The following is a 16565-nucleotide window of genomic DNA, read 5'->3' on the forward strand; positions in this document are numbered from 1 at the left end:
TCCGATAGCTGCGAATCCGCTACACCCTCCGCGCGTCGCCGGCCCGGCGCGGCGGAGGAGTCCGTGAGCACTATTTGCTTAGCGCAAGCAATTACTATATAGTTGCATAGCGCAAGCAACTTATCTCGTCTGGAGCGGACATGGCAGTCTCACCCGATACGGCTCAAAGCCTGATCAAAGAGCTCTATCTGATGGGCCGGGCGATCCGTACCGTGCTCGCGCATCCGGAGGAGGGGCACTTGCTTCCGGGCGGCATCGGGGTGCTCGGCACCCTCGAATCCAAAGGCCCGTGCAGGCAGGTGGACCTCGCCGTGGACCTGTGCATCAGCCCGAGCGCACTGAGCAGGCACGTCACCGAACTCGTCGGCGCGGGCTACATCAGCAGGCACGCCGATCCCACCGATGGGCGGGCCACCCTCATCCGGGTGACGGACGAGGGCCGGGATCTGTTGTACCGCGTCCGCGCTTCGCGGGCGCGGGGCTTGCAGAACGTCCTCGCGGACTGGAGCGAAAACGACGCCGAGGGCGCGTGCGTCGCCGTGCAAAAGCTCCGCAACGCACTGACCGCGCACGCGCAAAGCAGTGCGGTGCACGCGCACCAGCCGGTTTCGAAAGAGAGTCAGGAAGTAGATGTCTAGTTCAGTCGAGTCGGTGACGCGACGCGACCCGTACGCGATGACCCACCGCGAAGTGCTGGAAGCGATGACCGGGCTGCTCGCGGCGCTGTTCACCGCCCTGCTCAGCACGACGATCGTCGCCACCGCGCTGCCCACCATCATCGGCGACCTGCAGGGATCGCAGACCGCCTACGCCTGGGTCATCACCTCGGCGCTGCTGGCGAACGCGGCCTCCACGCCGATCTGGGGTAAGTTCGCCGACCTGTTCAACAAGAAGGCGCTGGTCCAATCGGCGATCGTCATCTTCGTCGTCGGCTCCGTGATCGCCGGATTCGCCGGCAACGTCCCCGTGCTGCTGGTCGCGCGGGTCGTCCAGGGCATCGGCATGGGTGGACTGACCGCGCTCGTCGTCGCGATCATCGGCTCCATCGTCGCGCCGCGCGAACGCGGGCGCTACTCCGGGTACATGGGCGCCGTGATGGCGGTCTCGATGTCCGGCGGCCCCGTCCTCGGCGGTGTCATCGTCGACAGCCCGCTGGGCTGGCGCTGGTGCTTCTTCGTGTGCGTGCCGCTGGCCGTGATCGCGCTGGCGCTCTTGCAGCGGACCCTGCGGCTGCCCACCGAGCGCAAAGAGGGTGTGTCGATCGACTGGCTCGGCGCCGCATTGCTGACCGGCGGTGTCTCGGTGCTGCTCATCTGGGTGTCGTTCGCCGGGAAGGCCGGGTACTACGACTGGATCTCGCGGGAATCGGCGATCTATGTCGCTTCCGGCGTGCTGCTGCTGCTCGCGACCGTGTGGGTCGAGTCCCGCGCCAAGTCGCCTATCATCCCGCTGCCGATCGTCACCGAACGCACCACGGGCCTGGCGATCATCGCCTCCATCGCCGTCGGCGTCGGCATGTTCGGCGCCACCACCTTCCTGGGCCAGTACTTCCAGACCGCGCGCGGCTACTCCCCCACCGCGGCCGGCGTGCTGACCATCCCGCTCGTCGCTGGCATGCTGATCGCCTCCGTCGGCTCCGGCCAGTTGATCACCCGGCGCGGCAAGTGGAAGGGTTTCGTGGTCGCGGGCGCCGCACTGCTGGTTTTCGGATTCGCGCTGCTCTCGACGATCGACCACGCGACGAGCCTGTGGCTGGTCGGCGGGTACATCACCGTCGTGGGGTTCGGCGTCGGCATGATGATGCAGAACCTGGTCCTGGCCGTGCAGAACACGGTGAGCGTGCACAACATCGGCGCAGCGTCGAGCAGTGTCGCCTTCTTCCGCACCTTCGGTGGCGCCATCGGGGTCTCGGTGCTCGGTTCGGTCCTGGCCACCCGGGTCGGCGAGCTGTCCGCGGAGGGCTTCGCCCGGCTCGGCATCCAGACCAAGTCCTCCGGCGGCAGCAATCTCGATCTCGGCGCCCTGCCCGCGCCCATCGCGACCATCGTGCGCGCTGCCTACGGGGACGCGACCGGGCGGATCTTCCTCATCGCCGCGGGCGCCACGGTCGTCGCGCTCATCGCGGCGGCGCTGCTGCCCAACCGCCCGCTGCGTCGCACGATCGACATCGATCCCGCACTCGACCCGATGCAAGCCGGCGCGCACCCGGCGACCCGGCCCGAGTCCGACGGTGCCGCGAAGCAGGACGGCGCCAGACAACCGGCTCTGCTCGACTGAGCCACCGATTCACCCGCAGAGCCCCGAAGCCATCGGGGCTCTGCTCGTCCGTCGGGTGCGACGGCGTGATCAGTACGGCGGACGCTCGGCGGAGCGCAGATCCGCGGTCGTCGCCGAGGTCAGGGCCACGGCCAGGCAGCGCAACTCGCCGGGAATCAACACCGATCGGATCGCCCCCTGGAAACACTCGAGCACGGCGCCGTCGGGCCACCGCACGTCGTAGCGGTACCAGCACCGGCCCCCGCCTCCGGCGCGCTGGATGTCGCGCTCGACCCGGACGGCCAGTTCGCTGAGCGCGGCACGAACCTGCCCCGGCGCGCCGGTGCTCGCGATCTTCCACCACGGCCGATTGAAGTAACCTGGCTCGGAGATCTCGACCAGGTAGAGCAACGGCATCCCCACGACGTCGGAGGCGGTCATACCGCTCAGAGTGCCGCAAAACGGACTGGACGGATGGGTGAAACGCCGGAGGTGTATCAATGCGAGACCGACTTCCCGGCGCCGACCGCATCACGGCCCCAGGCGGTCCAGCAGCCAGTTCGGTCCCACCGTCGCCGCCCCCCCGGCCGCCACGCGGGCCCGCAGTCCGCGGTCGGCCGTCACCACCGTGATCGAACGGCTGCTATCTTCCGCCCGAGCCGCCGCGACCACGCCGACGATCGCGTCGTCGCCCGAGCCCTCCGCACGCACCACGCGCACGCCGCCGAATTCCGGATCCGCCGCCGCGTCGACCGCGGCCTTCGCCGCACCCTCGAGCACCACGATCACCTCGGCGGGCTCGGTCGGCTGCGCCCACGCTCCGGTCATCCGCTCGAGCAATCGCCGGGCTGCGCCGGCCCGATCGCGCCACCACCCGTCGGGCCGTGCACCGACGACGTTCGCGGCGTCCACCACGATCAGCTGAACACCATCGGCCGCCACCGCCTCAGTCTCCCGCGACGGTGACCACCGCACCGGCGGCGGACTCGGTCTCGGCGGGCCGAGCCGCCCGCACGGCGGCGAGCGCGTTCAGCCTGCCGTATCCGTACTTGTCACTGTGCCCGTCCGCCCCGTACCCGCCGCCCTGCGGATCGATCTTGTCGCAGGCGTCTTTCAGCAGGTTCTTCACCTCGTCCGAAGTCAGGTCCGGATTCACCGACAGCATCAACGCCACTGTTCCCGCGGCGCCCGGGCACGCACTGGAGGTTCCGCCGAAGTCGTTGGTGTAGTCACCCGCCGCGTCGCCGGCCGCCACCGTGCCTGGGTTGTAGCCGTTCGCCCCGTGCCGATCCACCGTCCAGATCCCGGGCGTGAGCGGGTCGGGATGCCCGAAGGGTCGGTGCCCGAAGTCGCTGCTGGGGAACGCGCACCACACCGCTTTGCCGAAATCGCTGTAGACACTGCGTTTGCCGGTGTCGTTGCATGCCGCGACCGCGATCACCTTCGCGAAACCGGCGTAGCCGTCGTTGTCGACGGATTCGTTGCCGTTGCCCGCCGCGAACAGCACTACACAGCCCTTGCCGCCGCGTCCGCTGGTGACGGCGTATTCGATCGCCAGCCTGGTACTCGCCGGCAGCGCCACCACCCGGTTGTGCGCCGGATCGTTCGGCTGGAACCACCTGCCGTCGGCCGGGCCCCAGCTGCACGAGATGACGTCGGCCCCGTGATCGGCGGCCCACCCGAACGCGTCCGCCTCCGCCTGCGATCCGAGCCCCGAGGCGAGCCGGATCGGCATCAGCGCGGCCTCCGGCGCCACTCCGGAGGCTCCGGCCGTGCCGTTGGCGCACGCCACGCCCGCACACGCGGTGCCATGGTTGTCACCGTTGTCGGGGCCGGTGCCGAAGGAGTCTTTCGGGCGCGGATCATCGGTCTTCGCCGTGACATCCCGTGGCGCGACGATCTTCGCGGCACCGGCGAACTCGGGATGGTCGATGTCGACACCGTCGTCGATCACGGCGATCGTCACCCCCGCCCCGCGGGTGAGGGCATGCGCGGCTTCCACCGCCGCGTGCGCGTCGATCGTGATACCGCCGATGGTGGTCTTCTTCAGGTGCCACTGCTGCGGGAAGATCGTCTTCCTGGCCCGGTGCCGGATCAGCTCCGGATGGCAGTACTCGACGTCGTCGCGATTCAGCAGGGCGGTGGCGATGTCGAAGACCCGCTGGCCGGTGCCCTCGGGCGCCGCCGTGAAGTAGGCGTTGGTGGCGTACGAAACCACCTGCTTCACAGTAAGATTCGCCGCCGCCAGGACGGCAAGGCAATGTTCGCGGTCGACGTGGTCGACGAACTTCACGAAGATGTTCTCGGTATAGAGCACCGGCTCCCCGGTCACCGGGTCCACCAGCACATGTCCGGCGAACCGCACCTCCGGCGCGGCCTCCAGCGCCGGCGTGCGTTCCTCCACCGATCTCGACCCCGCGGGCAGCCGATAGACCTCGACTCCTGCCTCCGGGTAGGCCTGCACCAGTGTCGCGTCGTCGAGTTCACCGCTCAGCGGTGTGCGCACCGACCCCGATTGCCGCCGGATCCCACGACCGCTGTGCGTGCGCACCACGATCAGATCGGGACTCTGCTCCAGCTCGAAACCAGGATCGTCCTTCGTACCGAAATTCGCGGTTGGCACCATGATCTCCTTAGCCGTGGGGACCCGATCACCAACTATGAACTACATTCCGGCAACGACGAAATACGAGCCGCCGACCCGGCAACTGTGCGACCGGGGTTGCGAGCCACCTCGACGGGATGACCGGCGACCAGGGGTCTCGCCGTGGATTCGGATTCGCGAATCCACGGCGAGAGAGGATCGGTCAGCGGAAGGCCCGCCGGTACGCCTGCGGCGTGATCCCCACGGTCTTGCGGAAGACCTTCCGGAACGCGGCCACCGAGGCGAATCCCGTTTGATCGGTGATGCACTCCATCGTGAGGATGGTCGTCTCGAGCAGCACCTGGGCCTTGCGCACCCGGACGGTCTGGAGCCACTCGTTCGGCGTCATCCGGACCTGCTCGTGGAAGCGCCGGATCAGCGTGCGCTTGCTGACGCCGGCTCGCTCCGCGAGATCCAGCACGGTGATCTTCTCACCGAGCATCGTTTCCGCCCATTCCAAGGTGGGATTGAGCGACATGCTGTCCGCCTCGGAGCGCGGACGTTCCGCGATGAACTGCGCCTGTCCCCCGTCGCGGGTCAGTGGCATCACCGAGAGCCGGGCGGTGTCGGCCGCCACGGCGGTCCCGTAATCCATCCGGACCATATGAAGGCACAGATCCAGCCCTGCCGCGGCCCCCGCCGAAGTCAGGATGCTCCCGTTGTCGACATACAGCACCGTGGGATCCACGCGCACCCGCGGGTAGCTCCTCGACAATTCGGTGGCGGCCATCCAATGCGTTGTCGCCCGCCTTCCGTCGAGCAACCCGACCGAGGCGAGGGTGAACGCGCCGAGACAGATCGATGCCACCCGCGCGCCCCGCTCATGCGCCCGCACCAATGCCTTTCGCAACCGCTCCGATGGCCGAGACCGGTAGCTCATCGCTCCCGGAACGATGATGGTTCCGGCCTCCTCCTCGAGATATTCGATGTCACCGAGACACGAGATTTCGAAGAACTTCGACGGGACGTCGGAGTTCACCCCGCAGACGTGGACCTCGTACGCCGGAGTTCCGTCCTCCTGCTGTGCCCGCCCGAAGATTTCCAGCGGCACCGAGAGATCGAACGGAATCACGTCGTCTACGGCCAGAACAGCCAATGATCTCATGCCTTCGACCTAGTCGGCCTGCTGTAGCGCTTCCGGCCCGGCCATCACCAACCCGGCGCGGAGCAGGCGCTTCAAGGCGCGTCCCTGCAGCACCGTCAACCGTGGCGCCAGCTCCGACCACCGTGCCGGACCGCGGTTCAGCGTTTCCCACAGCTTCTTGCCCCCGTCTCGATCCAGGCACCGCACCTCGTTGCCCGGATCGGACGCGGAGTAGATCCGGTGGCAGTCCACGGTATCGGCGAGCGGCGACGGCGCCGCCTCGCTGTTGGCGATGGGATCTCGCCAGTACGCGGCCAGTCCTTCGCGAGCTGCCTGCGGAATCTCGAACGGCGGCGACATCCCTTTGAAGCCCGGGATGTCGGCCGCCACACCGGTGCGGATGCGTGCGTCCGGGGACAGCGTCACGATGTCCTCCGGCGCCAGCTCGACCGCGTCGGCGGCGGTGTAGGCCCGCAGGTAGGGCCCCTCGGTGGCCAGGTCACGCGGGTCGCGGGTGCCCTTTGTCATGATGTTCAGCAAGTCGGGCACCAAGGCGGTGTTCAGCAGCGCCTGGAAGGTGCCCTCGGTGGCGTTGTCGACCTCCACCCGCCGGCCTTCCGCGCTCCAGTACGGGCTGTCCGGATGCGAGCGCGAGATCTCGTGATACCACTGGTCGATGCTCAGCGCCCATGTCTCCGCCATCCCGCGCCACTCGACGTCGTAGTCACGCCAGAGGTCTTCCTTCGATTGCTCGTCCAAGTCCTTGTCGAAGGTCTTGCGCAGCACCAATGCGGCCGCCCACGCCTGCGTGACGGCGAAGGACATCCCGGAGGAGAACAGCGGATCGACGAAGTACGACGCGTCCCCGACCGCCATCCAGCGATCCGCGTACGAACCGAAACAATCGCTGACCCGGGAATAGTTGGTCGCGGTCAGCATTTCCCGGCGAATCGGTTCCGCGTTCGCCACCAGGTCCTGCAGCACCGGGATCGACTTGATCGTCTTCAGGAAGATGTCCGGATCTCGCAGATCCACGCGAGCGATCGACTCCGGATTGGTCACGATGCCGATCGACCACACGGTTTCCCGAGTGCCGTCCACCAGCCGAGGCGTCGGGATGTACCACACCCATCCGTGCTCGAAGGCCACCGCGTAGATCGGCGACAAATTCTCCGCCCGGAAGACGTTCCAGTCACCGGCCGCGCGTTGTGCGGGCACGCAGTTGCGGTAGTGCGACCAGACGGCCACGTTGCGGTAGTCCGAGAGCCATTGCTTGTCGCGCTGCGACCCGCGGGCGGCCACCTGATTCGCCCGCCCGGACGCATCGACGAAATAGCCTGCCTTGACCTCGGTTCCGTCTTCCAGGACCACCGTGGCCGCACCCCCGTCGAGGAGGAAGCGCGTCACCCGCACGCCCTGGAAGACGTGGGCGCCGCAGGACTCGGCGTGCTCGAGCAGCACGGTGTCGAATTCCGCGCGATTGACGTGGACGGACCAGCGGTACACGCCGTCGGCCAGGTAGTCCGCGTGCTCGAAGAAGCCGACGAACGGCCGATCGGTGTCCCATTGATAGATGCCGCCGTACTTCTGGATCCAGCACTCGCTCGCGAGCACCTTCTCCAGCGCCCCGCTCGCTTGCAGGACGGGGACGAGGGGATGCGCACCCGACTCGCCGATGTGCTCACGCGGGAACACCTCGCGATCGAAGATCGCCACGCGCAGATCGGTTTCGCGGCAGAGCATCGCGGCGAGCGTGGATCCCGCGGGACCACCGCCCATGATGACGACGTCGTACTCGGTTGCTGGTCGAGAGATCGGTGCAGCCATTGATATTCCTCTCTGATGGCCCATTGCTCAGATGATCTGAATGCGCTGGAGGTGCCGGGAAACCGATTCGGTGAACGCGTTCCGGCCGTGCAGCAGAGCGTGGTTCTCAGCCACGACGATGTCGCCGGTCCGCCACTCGTGGGCGTAGCAGTAGCGCGCGTCGTGCAGCCGCTCGCGCAGGTCCTCCATCACTCGGACGCCGTCCTCGGCCGATATGCCGTCGACCGTCAAGAACAGCGGATTGGCGTAACGCGCGGGGTCCAAGGGTTCGGCATATCTGATCGTCGTCTCGCCGGTGGCCGGATGAATGCCCAGCAGCGGCCATTCGGCCAGGCCGCCGTAGTGCGCGAGTTTGTCGGTCCGGTAGGTGATCGTGGTGCGGGCCCACAGCTCTTTCAGGTCTTCCGGCGCGTCCCGATAGACCTGGACGCTGTCACAGAACACGGTCTCGCCGCCCGCGCCCTCGCCCTGCACGCATTGGAACAGGAAGAACCGCGGTACGTGCTCGGCGAACGCACCATCCCAGTGGAACGGGACATCGCCTTTGTCGAAGAGGTAGTTCTCGGCGGTGTCGCGAACCACCAGATCGAGGATCGACCCGAAGTTCCATTGCAGGATCTCTCCGGCCGCGCTGCAGTAGTTTTCGAGTTCCGCCTTGCCGAGGAGGCCGAATCCGCGCAGTACCGACACTTTCGCGCCGAGCGTCAGCGCGAGCAGTTCCTCGATCGGCACGTCGGCGAGCGTCCGCCCCGGTACATCGGTGGCCACCAGCCGGCCGAACGGCCGCAGCGGCTCGCCTTCGAGCAGTACCTCGTTCAAGCTTTTCGTCATGAGTTTCCTAGGTCTTGCCGTGATTCGGTCTCTGCTGTTCGCCCGAGGACGAAGTGACTGGGGCGACTGTTGCGCCACACCAAGCGAGCGCCCAGTTCCTCGGCATGCATCCGCTTGACCAGCGTGTAATTCGTTCCGTCGTCGAGCACCACGCCATGCCACGGAGTCAGCCAGCTGTCCTGGGTCCGCAAGAGGTGGAATCCGATCTTCTCGGAGTGATTCGTCTGCGGATGGATCGACAGCCGCACCGCGTCCGGGAAGATCTCCGCCATCAGACGGCTCCACGCCTGACTGCGCTGCACCACTTCGTAAGCCGTCTCCTTCGATCGGTTCCGCCGCTGAGTGGCCGACAGCCCCGGCAGCAGCACGGCATTGTCCTCGACCATGAACCGATGGATTCCGTTGAACATCCGCCGCGCCGCCGCCTCGGTCCGGACCGCCTCGCGCAGCACGTCGATGCCGTCGGAGTACTCCTTCAGCAGGCGCAGCCTGCGTTCGTCCCAGGTCATTTCGGGCATGGCGTCGCGCAGCCCGTACAGCCCGATGGAACCGCCACCGGTCGACCGGATGATGCGGCGCAGCTCGTCACCGTAATGGTCGACGTGCGGGTCCGGGATGCCCAACGTGTCACTGAAGACATGCCCGTCCGAACAGATCGTGACGATGGCGCCCGGCCGGTAGACGGCGGAGATCTGGTCGCAGAATCCTTGCAGGGACTCGATCGCCAGCGTCTCCGCCATATCGGGTAGACGCCCCAGTGTCTTGCGGCGGTTGCGCGACTTCGCCGGGAACGCGGGGATGATGAAATGGACCGGCACACCGGCTTCGATGTACCGGCTCACCTTGCTCAGGTGCGGTGCGAAGCAGTCCGCGCACGGGGCCGCGTCGCACAGCGACTTCGGTTCGGCACTGCGCCGGCGCGCGAAGACCATGCGAAGTATTCGCGTGGCAACCGATCCGACATCATCGGCGGGATTCGGGTTCAGCCGTGGTTGTCCGAGCTCCTGAACATGCTCGGAGCCATTGTCGACAGTCGTACTCATCACTACCTTCCGGGCACACCAAACGAGCGCACGCGACCGGACCGCACGGCAAAAGTTCCGCTATCAGCGCGGATCAAGCCGGCGATGGTTGCCTGCGATCAGAACGTCGTAGTAGGACACGGATTCAGGCGTCGGATTCCATACGATATCCGGTATCGGCGAGCCCCGATGCTCACAGCCAGATCTGAATCACGTAGTCCATTCGATCGAACACCCCCCACGTTCACAACCGATTCTGTGGTTTATAACACTCCCAGGATACCTCCGAACAGACTGCCGGGCAACCACATTCCGGCACACCGCGACAAAAAGAAGCCGGAGGCCCGTGGCAACGCCACAAGCCTCCGAACAGGCATTTCGGAATTTGTCGGTCGTGCAGCTGGATCGCCTAGCCGGCCACCCTTTCTCCGACCACCGTCGATCGTTTCGGCCGAGCAAAGCGGCGCATCGCCGGAGATTCCACGAAAGTGAACAACAACCATGCGGCGAAGAGATTCAGGCAGAACAACAGGACGATCAGCAGCACCGCGACCGGAGCACTGAACGTAGCGGCGTTCATCAATCGACGAACGTAGAACACCGTCACGCCTTGACAGATGTAGAAGGCGAACGAGATCTCGCCGAGCCGGATCGCGAGCCTGCTCGACAGGAACTTCGACGCGCCCTCGATGTCGGACTGAGCTGCGGCCCCGATCAGCAGCGCGAGCGGAACCGCGGTCGCCAGGACGAAACCGACGTAGAACGGCGTGTACATCGCCACCACATATCCCGCGCCGACCGCCGCCACCGCCGTCCAGAGCGGAATGCGCGGCCAGCGCCCCTCCGCCACTATCCGGGCGATGAACACGCCGAGGAAGAATTCGAACAGACGCGTCGGCGGAAAGAGATATCCGAACCACAGTTGCAGCACCGGTATGGGCGTGAGTTCCGATTTCTCGGAACTCGGGATGACGAACGCGGTCAGCAGGACGATCACGCCGATGCCGGCCACCATGGCCGCGGCGCCGTACCACAGATATTTCGCGTCGATGCGCAGTACCGCCGGAATCAGAAATGGAAAGAGTACGTAGAAGAGGAGCTCACAGGACAATGTCCACGACGGTGTGTTGACGCCCGCATTGATATAATTCTGCGGAAACCAGGCATGTAGCAGAAAAAGGTTCGGCAGCCACGCCTTCCACGGTGTTATCGCCGCCGCGAACAACACCATCGACGCCACCCACAGCGTCAGATGGTTGGGAAAAATCTTGACCACTCGCCGCCGGATGAACTGAAGCTTGCTCGCTCCGGGTTTCCACGACCAGGTCAGCACGAAGCCGCTCAGGATGAAGAAGAACGACACCCCGAGGAATCCGGCCTTGCCGACCACCCACGCCGCGTCGTATGCGATATCCGGATCGGAGAAGAGGTTCACCGGCTTGTACGGAGGTATCGGCGAGTTGGGCAGCATCACATGGAAGACGAAGACCGAGAATGCCGCGAAGAACCGCAGTCCGGTCAACGACGGCAGCCGTTTGCGCTTGTCGAGATCCATCGCGATCAGCCCAGTCCGACGACGAAGGGGAATTCCGGTCTGCCGCCGAGCACGAAGGCGCCCGTGGACTGGATCACCTGGTCGTGCGCGATGATGTGCCGTGCCATCGTGTTCGTGTCACGCAACCAGATGTCGAGCGGATTCGGCCGGTAGATCGATTCGGTGCCGACGAGTTCGCACAGACGGGTGACGATGCGCTGCGCTGCGCGGAACGCGTTGGTCCTCGCCAACGCGCTCGCGATCCTGAGGTCGGCGGGCAGCTCCGCGAAACGCTTGCCGTCCAGCGCGTCCCACAGTTCCGTCAGCGTGTTGACGACCGCGCCGCGGGCGACGATGTACTCCATCTCGCACTCACCGAGCAGGTACTGGGCACGGTAGTTGTCGGCCCACTTCTGACCGGTGGCGGTCACCGTCTTCCCGTCCGCGATGCCACGGACGTAGTCCAGGGCCGCACGAGCCGTTCCCAGCGGTACACCCGGCATGATCCGGGCCAGAGCCTCCGGCTCGGACAGCTTTCCGCGACAGCTCTTCCTTTCGCCGAACGCGAAGGAATGATGCTCGGGCACGAAGAGATCCTCGACCGCGTAATCATTGCTCCCGCTGCCGCGCAGACCCGTGGTGTCCCAGGTGTCGAAGACCGCGACCTGATCGCGGCGCATGTAGAACAGCCGCACCAGCGGCCCGCCTTCCGCGGTCTCCTCCATCCGGCCGCCCGAGGTCACGAAAGCGCCGCCCATGACCAGGTCCGCGTGCGTGATCGCGCTGCCGAACTTCCACCGGCCCGTCAATCGGTAGCCATCGGCCACCCGCTCGGCGCGACCGGCCGGGAAGATCAGTCCCGCCGTGATCAGATCCTGCGTCGGCATCAGCTCCGCGATGGCCTGCTCGTCGAGATAGCCGGCGTAGATCCCGGTCGCCGCGCCGATCATGGCGCACCAGCCGGTGGCCGTGTCCCCGTAGGACAGCGCCTCGACGACCTCGAACTGCTCGAGCGAGGTCAGACCCGGGCCGCCGATCTCCGCGCTGAAACACATTCGGTAGACGCCGATCTCACGAAGCCGCTCGACGATGTCCATCGGAAGCCTGCGCTCGGCATCGATCTCACTGCGACGTGCCGCCAGGTCGGGCGCCAGCGAACGTACCGCCGACAGCAGGGAGGTGGCCGAAATTGTTGCTGCAGTCATGTCCTGACTCCTAAGCCAGAGAATTTGCCTGCGACTCGCGCAGGAGAAGCTCGATCGCCGACGTGGTCTGCTCGGGCCCCAGCGCCGAGTAGCCGCCGTCCACGGTCCACTCGGCGCCGGTGACGAAGCTCGCCTTGGACGATGCGAGAAACGCGGCCACCTCGCCGATTTCGCGCGCGTCACCCGCCCTGCCCAGCATGTGGAACCGGGAGGCGACCGCGTCGGTGCGGGCCCGGTCCCCCTCGGTGATCTCGTCCATCACCCGCGACCAGGTCCAGCCCGGCGAGACGCTGTTCACCCGGATTCCGTCGCCCGCGTACTCCAGGGCGAGACTGCGGGTCAGCTGCAACAACCCGGCCTTGCTGACGGGGTATCGAAGTCGCCCGGCTTGAGCGACACGTCCACTGGGAGAGGTGAAATTCACGATGGACCCCGAGGTGTCCCGCAACGCGGGTCGCGCCGCTTCACACAACATCGCCGTACCGATCACATTCGTGTTCAGCACCTCGAGCCACGCTGCCCGCGCATCCCCGCCCGGCCCGTCGTCACCGTAGACGCAGGCGACGTTGACCAGCGCGTCGATCCGTCCGTGCCGGTCGACCGCTTCCGCGACGAACGACTCGATCGACGAATCGCTGCGCAGGTCGACGGGCACGAAGACAGCTCGGTCGCCGATCTCGGCGGCTGCTCCCTTCCCCCCGTCCGTATCGATGTCACCCAGTACGACATTCGCGGAATATTCGGCGAAGACCCGAGCGACTTCAGCGCCGATGATGGTTGCCGCACCGGTTACGAGTACCGTCTTATCTTCGAACAACGTCGACTCCCCTCGGCTGCGCCCTCGACCGGCGCACGCCACGGCTCGAAGTATTCCGAACGGAAAGAGCGACCAGCCAGTACCATTCGCGACAGAGATGCGCAACTTTGCGCCAGTCGGCCCGGCACCCTGACGGGTGTGGCGTAGATCACTCTGCACGCTCGGCCGCCGGGCGGATGCGATATCGTCTCAGTGCAGGCAGTCCATGTTTCGGGGGTTCCGCGCTGCGGTCGATGCGTGACGGCGATGTCCCGTGCGAACATCGGATCCGGTCCCGCGATGTCCTCAATGTCGAACGGAGTCGAGGCGTTGCCGAGCGACCAAATGATCTTCTTGTTACTGGACCTCGTCTTGATCGTGGGCGCGGCACGCCTGCTGGGCTGGCTGGCCGAGAGGGTGGGACAGCCCGCGGTGATCGGCGAGATCGTGGCGGGCATACTCGCGGGGCCGACGGTGCTCGGGGCCCACTTGTCCGAGACGGTCTTTCCGCACGACACTCGTTCGTATCTCACGGCATTCGCGAACGTCGGCGTGATGATCTTCATGTTCTCGGCGGGTCTCGAGATGGACCTGCGATCGGTCGCCGGACGGCGGCGGTCGGTCGCGGGGATCGCGCTCTCGGCCTACCTCGTGCCCTTCGCGCTCGGTTCCGTCGTCGCGCTGTGGGCGCTGGCCCGGCACGACGGCGGCAACCGGCTGAACTTCGCGCTGTTCATCGGTTGCGCGTTGGCCGTCACGGCCTTTCCGGTGCTGGCCCGGATCCTGCACGACCGCAAGCTGCTCGGCACCCGCCTGGGCCAGTCGGCCATGACCTGCGCCGCGCTGGACGACGTCCTCGCCTGGTGTGTCCTGGCGGTGGTCATCGGCATCGCCCGGCCCGGCCTCGATCACCACTGGCGGCTGCTGCTGTTCGTCCCGCTGGTCGTGGTGTTGTGGTGGGCGGTGCGCCCGGCTCTCGACCGGCTCGCGGGCGCCGGTTCCGAGAAGAACACGAGCAACATGGTCTTCCTCGGCGTCGCAGGCGCACTGTTGCTGGGCGCCGCCACCGAATGGCTCGGACTGCATCTGATCTTCGGCGCGTTCCTGTTCGGGGTCGTGTTCCCCCGGCGGCTGCGCGCGGCCGTCGACAGCGGCGCGCAACTGCTGAGCAGCATCTTCCTACCCGCCTTCTTCGTGGTGGCCGGCCTGCAGGTCGATCTCGGTGCCATCGATCGCGCCGGTATCGCCGAATTCGCCGCGATCATGTTCGCCGCCCTCGTGGGCAAACTCGGCGGCACCTATCTGGCCGCCCGGCTCGGCCGCAGCGACAGGGCGGAAGCAGCGGCCCTCGCGGCGCTGATGAATACCCGAGGCCTGACGGAACTGGTGATCCTCAACATCGGGCTGACGATCGGCGTCATCGACGAGCGGCTGTACTCGTTGCTGGTCATGATGGCATTGATCACCACCGCGATGACAGCGCCGTTGCTGAAGCTCTGCGGTATCACCACCCCTCGCGGTGACCGGCCGCCGGGGACGACGAAACAACAGCGGCACAGCGATTCCGCCGTCGAGGCAGAGGCAACGGCCCCATGAGGCAACGCGGAGAAACCACGGGCCGCACCAACGCGGATCGGCCGGCGAGGCCACGTGGCGGCGAGGAATGCGCTGTCCCAGCGGCTTTCGTGGATGTCGACGAAACATTGGTCCGTTGCATCACTTTCCTGTCCTTGTTCGTGTTCGACGCGCGGCGCCGTGGGTGCGGCGCGCAGGCCGATGGCGTGGTCGAGGAGTTCCGGGCGCTGCGGGCGGCGGGGATGAGCCGTGCCGAATCCCATCGGTGGTTCTACCGGCTATGGGCCGGCCGCGACCTCGCGGACGTGCGACGCGTCGGCGACGAGTGGTTCGCGAGCCGCGTCGCGGACCCGGCGTTTTTCAATCTCGCGGTACGGGGCAGGCTGGAGGAACTGTCTCGCACCGGGACTCGCATCATCCTGGTATCGGGCTCCTTCACCCCGGCGCTGCGCCCGATCGCCGAAGCCGTCGGCGCTACCTCGGTGCTGTGCACGACGATGCAGACGGCCGCCGGTAAGTACACCGGCGAGGTCCTGGCGACGATGGTCGGTGCCGACAAGTCCGCAGCCCTGCTGCGCTACGCCGAGCGGGCGGCCATCGACCTGTCGTCCTGCACGGCGTTCGGCGATCACCACTCCGACACCGCGATGTTCGAGCTGGTCGGTCATCCGGTCGTCGTCGGCGACTCCGATCCGCGACTGCACGGCTATCCCGCGCAGCGGCTGCCCGGCTAGGTCCCCGGCACCCGCCGGTTTCCGATCGTGAACGTGCGCCGGTACTGCGCCGGACTGACACCGAGGTGACGCTTGAACACCGCGCGGGTGTTGGCCGGATTCCCGAGGCCGACGCGATAGCCGATCTGGTCGACGGGGAGTTCGGTCGTCTCGAGCAGTTCCCGCGCCTGGTTCAGGCGCGCGCTGGTGATCCAGACGTGCGTGGAGGTACCGGTCTCCTCCCGGAATCGCCGGATGAAGCTGCGACGCGAGAGATTCGATCGCTTGGCGAGGTCTTCGAGCGAATGCCGGTGGTCGAGGTTGGCGAGAATCCACGCCCGTGTGTCGGAGAGCAGGCCGGTGGACGTCTGCTCCAGGAACTGCCGGGTGTACTGGGCTTGACCGCCCTCGCGCACCGGTGGCGCCACCAGGTCGCGGGCGCGTTCGTTGGCGGCCGCGGCGCCGATGTCTTTGCGCACCACGTGCAGGCAGAGGTCGATTCCGCTGGTCACGCCCGCGGAGGTCAGCACGTCACCGTCGTCCACGAACAGGCGATCGGCATGAACCTCGACGTTCGGATACCGGCTCCGTAACAGCGGCGCGGCCCGCCAATGCGTCGTAGCGGGACGGCCGTCCAGCAGTCCCGCGGCGGCCAGAGCGAAAGCACCGGTACAGATCGACAGCATTCGCGCGCCTCGCGCGTGGGCGTCGCGCAGCGCTCGCAGCACCGGTTCCGGCGGCGGCTCCCCGTACGACGCGTAACCGGGCACCACCACCGTGCCCGCGTGACGAAGAGCCTCCAGCCCTGCCGTCGCCACGCAGGACAACCCCGGCACCGAGGTCGTCGCCATCGGCGAGACCGCGCACACCTCGAGCCGGTAGTTGGGGTCGGAGCCGAACACGTCGATCGGAATCGCGGCATCCAGAACAACCACTTCGTCGGGAATGACGACGGTGACCCGACGCGCTTCCCCATCCGCTTCCATGGCCCGATCGTAGCGGTGATCGGCACTCGGGCTACTACCCCAGCCTTCCGGCGCGCACATAGCCTCGCTTGAGCGTCCGAGCCGACAAGCCG

Annotated in this window: 15 protein-coding genes; 4 read left to right on the forward strand and 11 right to left on the reverse strand. The window is 66.7% G+C overall.

Features of this window, described 5'->3' with window-relative positions:
* The first annotated feature begins 140 nt into the window (after positions 1-140).
* Positions 141-638 carry a MarR family winged helix-turn-helix transcriptional regulator gene (locus ACZ6DL_RS23420; protein WP_466054145.1) on the forward strand — a complete coding sequence of 166 codons (498 nt, stop codon included), beginning with the start codon at positions 141-143 and terminating at the stop codon, positions 636-638.
* The gene (locus ACZ6DL_RS23425; RefSeq protein WP_466054147.1) at positions 631-2277 is read left to right on the forward strand and encodes an MDR family MFS transporter; all 1647 of its coding nucleotides are present in this window, start codon (positions 631-633) and stop codon (positions 2275-2277) included. The genes ACZ6DL_RS23420 and ACZ6DL_RS23425 overlap by 8 nt, the downstream gene beginning before the upstream one ends.
* A gap of 69 nt (positions 2278-2346) precedes the next feature.
* On the opposite strand, the gene ACZ6DL_RS23430 is transcribed toward ACZ6DL_RS23425, so the two are convergent.
* The 10 genes from ACZ6DL_RS23430 to ACZ6DL_RS23475 form a co-directional block, all read right to left on the reverse strand.
* Positions 2347-2697 (reverse strand): hypothetical protein, encoded by a 351-nt coding sequence (locus ACZ6DL_RS23430; protein WP_466054149.1) that lies wholly within the window; start codon positions 2695-2697, stop codon positions 2347-2349.
* 90 nt (positions 2698-2787) lie between these two features.
* Positions 2788-3198: a hypothetical protein gene (locus ACZ6DL_RS23435; RefSeq protein ID WP_466054150.1), complete on the reverse strand. Its 411-nt coding sequence runs from the start codon at positions 3196-3198 to the stop codon at positions 2788-2790.
* Positions 3199-3202: 4 nt separating this feature from the next.
* The gene (locus ACZ6DL_RS23440) at positions 3203-4879 is read right to left on the reverse strand and encodes a S8 family peptidase (RefSeq protein WP_466054152.1); all 1677 of its coding nucleotides are present in this window, start codon (positions 4877-4879) and stop codon (positions 3203-3205) included.
* A gap of 184 nt (positions 4880-5063) precedes the next feature.
* Positions 5064-6005 carry a GlxA family transcriptional regulator gene (locus ACZ6DL_RS23445; RefSeq protein WP_466054154.1) on the reverse strand — a complete coding sequence of 314 codons (942 nt, stop codon included), beginning with the start codon at positions 6003-6005 and terminating at the stop codon, positions 5064-5066.
* Positions 6006-6014: 9 nt separating this feature from the next.
* Positions 6015-7811, reverse strand: coding sequence for an NAD(P)/FAD-dependent oxidoreductase (locus tag ACZ6DL_RS23450; protein WP_466054156.1), 1797 nt, complete (start codon positions 7809-7811; stop codon positions 6015-6017).
* Between the two features lie 27 nt (positions 7812-7838).
* A complete protein-coding gene (locus ACZ6DL_RS23455) occupies positions 7839-8642 on the reverse strand; it encodes a TauD/TfdA dioxygenase family protein (RefSeq protein WP_466054158.1) in 804 nt (267 codons plus the stop codon).
* Complete coding sequence (locus ACZ6DL_RS23460; RefSeq protein WP_466054159.1) at positions 8639-9574, reverse strand: L-tyrosine/L-tryptophan isonitrile synthase family protein; 936 nt, start codon at positions 9572-9574, stop codon at positions 8639-8641. The genes ACZ6DL_RS23455 and ACZ6DL_RS23460 overlap by 4 nt, the downstream gene beginning before the upstream one ends.
* A gap of 499 nt (positions 9575-10073) precedes the next feature.
* On the reverse strand, positions 10074-11219 hold the full coding sequence (locus ACZ6DL_RS23465) for an acyltransferase family protein (protein ID WP_466054161.1): 1146 nt from the start codon (positions 11217-11219) through the stop codon (positions 10074-10076).
* A 5-nt stretch (positions 11220-11224) separates the two neighbouring features.
* Positions 11225-12403, reverse strand: coding sequence for an acyl-CoA dehydrogenase family protein (locus ACZ6DL_RS23470; RefSeq protein WP_466054163.1), 1179 nt, complete (start codon positions 12401-12403; stop codon positions 11225-11227).
* A 10-nt stretch (positions 12404-12413) separates the two neighbouring features.
* Positions 12414-13220 (reverse strand): SDR family oxidoreductase, encoded by an 807-nt coding sequence (locus tag ACZ6DL_RS23475; RefSeq protein WP_466054165.1) that lies wholly within the window; start codon positions 13218-13220, stop codon positions 12414-12416.
* 279 nt (positions 13221-13499) lie between these two features.
* Between ACZ6DL_RS23475 and ACZ6DL_RS23480 the strand changes: the two genes are divergently transcribed.
* Both ACZ6DL_RS23480 and ACZ6DL_RS23485 read left to right on the forward strand, forming a co-directional pair.
* Positions 13500-14795 (forward strand): cation:proton antiporter, encoded by a 1296-nt coding sequence (locus ACZ6DL_RS23480; RefSeq protein ID WP_466054166.1) that lies wholly within the window; start codon positions 13500-13502, stop codon positions 14793-14795.
* Positions 14792-15508: an HAD family hydrolase gene (locus ACZ6DL_RS23485; protein WP_466054168.1), complete on the forward strand. Its 717-nt coding sequence runs from the start codon at positions 14792-14794 to the stop codon at positions 15506-15508. Before ACZ6DL_RS23480 ends, ACZ6DL_RS23485 begins: the two co-directional genes overlap by 4 nt.
* On the opposite strand, the gene ACZ6DL_RS23490 is transcribed toward ACZ6DL_RS23485, so the two are convergent.
* Complete coding sequence (locus ACZ6DL_RS23490; RefSeq protein ID WP_466054170.1) at positions 15505-16473, reverse strand: GlxA family transcriptional regulator; 969 nt, start codon at positions 16471-16473, stop codon at positions 15505-15507. The genes ACZ6DL_RS23485 and ACZ6DL_RS23490 overlap by 4 nt on opposite strands.
* Positions 16474-16565 lie beyond the last annotated feature (92 nt).

It is taken from the genome of Nocardia sp. NPDC041819 (genome assembly GCF_055590505.1).

What these genes read in the sequence shown, in the direction of transcription:
- ACZ6DL_RS23480 (WP_466054166.1), top strand. Translation starts at nt 13,500, where the DNA reads ATGTCCTCAATGTCGAACGGAGTCGAGGCGTTGCCGAGCGACCAAATG.
- ACZ6DL_RS23490 (WP_466054170.1), bottom strand. Translation starts at nt 16,473, where the DNA reads ATGGAAGCGGATGGGGAAGCGCGTCGGGTCACCGTCGTCATTCCCGAC.
- ACZ6DL_RS23450 (WP_466054156.1), bottom strand. Translation starts at nt 7,811, where the DNA reads ATGGCTGCACCGATCTCTCGACCAGCAACCGAGTACGACGTCGTCATC.
- ACZ6DL_RS23455 (WP_466054158.1), bottom strand. Translation starts at nt 8,642, where the DNA reads ATGACGAAAAGCTTGAACGAGGTACTGCTCGAAGGCGAGCCGCTGCGG.
- ACZ6DL_RS23430 (WP_466054149.1), bottom strand. Translation starts at nt 2,697, where the DNA reads ATGACCGCCTCCGACGTCGTGGGGATGCCGTTGCTCTACCTGGTCGAG.
- ACZ6DL_RS23470 (WP_466054163.1), bottom strand. Translation starts at nt 12,403, where the DNA reads ATGACTGCAGCAACAATTTCGGCCACCTCCCTGCTGTCGGCGGTACGT.
- ACZ6DL_RS23420 (WP_466054145.1), top strand. Translation starts at nt 141, where the DNA reads ATGGCAGTCTCACCCGATACGGCTCAAAGCCTGATCAAAGAGCTCTAT.
- ACZ6DL_RS23425 (WP_466054147.1), top strand. Translation starts at nt 631, where the DNA reads ATGTCTAGTTCAGTCGAGTCGGTGACGCGACGCGACCCGTACGCGATG.
- ACZ6DL_RS23465 (WP_466054161.1), bottom strand. Translation starts at nt 11,219, where the DNA reads ATGGATCTCGACAAGCGCAAACGGCTGCCGTCGTTGACCGGACTGCGG.
- ACZ6DL_RS23485 (WP_466054168.1), top strand. Translation starts at nt 14,792, where the DNA reads ATGAGGCAACGCGGAGAAACCACGGGCCGCACCAACGCGGATCGGCCG.
- ACZ6DL_RS23445 (WP_466054154.1), bottom strand. Translation starts at nt 6,005, where the DNA reads ATGAGATCATTGGCTGTTCTGGCCGTAGACGACGTGATTCCGTTCGAT.
- ACZ6DL_RS23460 (WP_466054159.1), bottom strand. Translation starts at nt 9,574, where the DNA reads ATGGTCTTCGCGCGCCGGCGCAGTGCCGAACCGAAGTCGCTGTGCGAC.